Raw genomic sequence first — 278 nt, 5'->3', positions numbered from 1 at the left:
CACCGCGATCCACTGCCCGCGCGTCACCCGTTCCTTGAGCAACGGCACCGACAATGCCGTGACCAATACCGGTGCGAGAAAGTTGACCGCCGTGGCTTCCGCCAGCGGGATGTACCGCAGCGCCGTGGTGAAAAACAGGCTGGTGCCGAGCAGGCACAGGGCACGGGCGAGCTGCCATAACGGCTTCTTGGTGCGCAGCACGCGCAAACCGGACTGCGGCAGGAAAATCCCTGCCATCAACAAGGTGTGCACCACATAGCGCGCCCACACCACCATCA

At 63.7% G+C, this 278-nt stretch carries 1 protein-coding gene; it reads right to left on the bottom strand.

Annotation, left to right across the window (positions count from 1 at the left end; genetic code table 11):
• Nucleotides 1-278, bottom strand: a 278-nt coding sequence (locus tag AAEY83_RS14450) for an EamA family transporter (RefSeq protein ID WP_351059927.1), incomplete at both ends; no start/stop codon positions are given.

Origin of the sequence: Psychrobacter sp. TB20-MNA-CIBAN-0197 (genome assembly GCF_040309765.1) — a bacterium.
GTDB classification, from domain to species: Bacteria; Pseudomonadota; Gammaproteobacteria; order Pseudomonadales; family Moraxellaceae; genus Psychrobacter; species Psychrobacter submarinus.
The sequence above is the reverse complement of the archived record's forward strand: the minus strand, read 5'-3'. Positions and strand labels throughout refer to the sequence as shown.